At 61.9% G+C, this 1,907-nt stretch carries 3 protein-coding genes; all 3 read left to right on the top strand.

Annotated features, from left to right (window positions below):
• Positions 1 to 221, top strand: a 221-nt coding sequence (locus AB0N17_RS46425) for a hypothetical protein (protein ID WP_366017692.1), incomplete at its 5' end; no start/stop codon positions are given.
• 8 nt (positions 222 to 229) lie between these two features.
• Entirely contained in the window at positions 230 to 421 is a 192-nt protein-coding gene (locus tag AB0N17_RS46430; protein ID WP_366017693.1) for a transposase domain-containing protein, read from the top strand.
• Between the two features lie 875 nt (positions 422 to 1,296).
• On the top strand, positions 1,297 to 1,907 hold a 611-nt coding region (locus AB0N17_RS46435), incomplete at its 3' end, for a beta-propeller fold lactonase family protein (protein WP_366017694.1).

The following is a 1,907-nucleotide window of genomic DNA, read 5'->3' on the forward strand; positions in this document are numbered from 1 at the left end:
AGTTCAAGTTCGACCAGTTCATCAACCCGGACCTGGTCACCCCCGCCGAGGCCTGCAAGAAGAAGTCGGATGCGGCAAAGGACCTTGGTGGGAGTTCTCGTGAAGCCGCGGAAGTAGGAAGCGGAGCCCCGGTAGAGGTGGCAGTCGACCAAGACAGCCGTTCACGTCACCGGAGGCTCCGCTGCCGGGCCAATGTGTCATCAGCCGTGAAAATTCGGTAGCCGCAGGGGTGTTCGCTCCAGGACACCTGGGTGAGCTGACTCAGATCGTGCCGTTGCAGATGGTCGAGGCGGTGCTCACCGAGTGCAGGGCTGTCCAGGAAAGGGTACGTGGGCTCCCCGCCCGGTCGTGGATCGACGAGTGCCAATACGCGGCGGTGCGGCGAAATTCACGGGCTCCTGTCCTGGCTGTACCGGGGTGACCGCGTCGGCACTGTGGCAGGCCCGCTGCCAACTCGATGCGCGCCAGATGCCAGCCCTGTCGGAATTATTGCGCGGACCGGCCTCGGCTCTGCGCATGGCCGGGGCCCGGTGCAGGGGACTGCTGATAGGCGTCAACGCGCCGCTGTGTGACTGCACACTGCGGCCCCGGAACAACAACTACTCTCCTCCCGCCCTGGCTGCGGCGTTGCCACCCGTTCCAGGGATCACTGGTCACGGGCGGGGAAATGCCATTGGCCTTATCAACTGGGTCGTCACTGGGGTCGGCGTTGGACCAGCCAGCACAAGATCTTTCGAACCAGGGGTAATTTACCTGTATTTATGATTACTCTCCTGGGGTAACAAGGTGGGCGGGGTCAGCATCGAGGAAGAGATCCACGGCATTGCGAAATCGAGGTCAATGGGTGAAGCAGGCCCTGCAAGAGTGCGTTCTCGCACGCCTCCGAACACCTATTTTTGCGGTGTGTGAAAAAATACTGGTCGGTTTGTCGCCGTATAAACCCGCGACGGATTTACGGATTTACTTACTCCCGTTTTTTGAATCATGCCCTGACTGCGTCAGTTGCTGGACGGCATAGAGCCGCAGGGCACCTACCTCACGGACAGCATCTCAAACTGTTCCAATAATCCACATTTCGCCTGTATGGTGCGTATAGTTTTTTAGCGATCAAGGTCCTTATTCTCGCCGTGTCAATACACGGCGGACCAAGGCCACATGTTCCGAGACCTGGAGACAGCAGTGATCAGGCGTCATGTGGAAGCAGCCCCGTGGGGAGTTCAGGGGGGTCGCGGCGGAAGACAGTGGTGGGTGTGGATTGGCCGACTGGGAGCGGCATTTGCCGTTCTGGCCGGACTGATGGTGCTGCCTGCCGTTCACGCCGTGGCGCAGGGGAGCTCGAGCGAGCACGGGTACAACAACCTTGCTCCGACGGCAGTGACTGGGCGAGGCGCACACGCGGCCGTAGCCGCCCCGGACGGAGCCTTCGCCTACGTCACGAACTTTCTCTCGAGCACGGTTTCGGTGATTGACACTGCCAGCAACAGCATCATCGCCACCATTCCTGTCGGAGACGGGCCGGGTTTTGTGGCGGTGGCCCCGGACGGCTCCCGCGTTTACGTCACCAACGAGCTTTCAGCCACTGTGTCGGTGATCGACGCCGCGAGCGACACTGTCATCGCCACCGTGCAGGTCGGCGCCTTTCCGCTCGGTGTGGCGGTCACCCCAGACGGCGCCCACGTGTACGTCGCCAACGGCCTTTCGGACGTCGTGTCGGTGATCGATACGACCAGCAACACCGTCACCACCAACATCCCTGCCGGCGACGCTCCGTTCGGTGTGGCGGTCAGCCCCGACGGTTCCCACGTCTACGTCGCCAGCAACAATACGGGCGCCCTGCTGGTGATCGACACGACCAGCAACAGTGTCACCGCCACCATTCCCGTCGGCAGCGATCCGACTGGCGTGGC

The organism is Streptomyces sp. NPDC051133, from assembly GCF_040682635.1.
Taxonomy (GTDB): domain Bacteria; phylum Actinomycetota; class Actinomycetes; order Streptomycetales; family Streptomycetaceae; genus Streptomyces.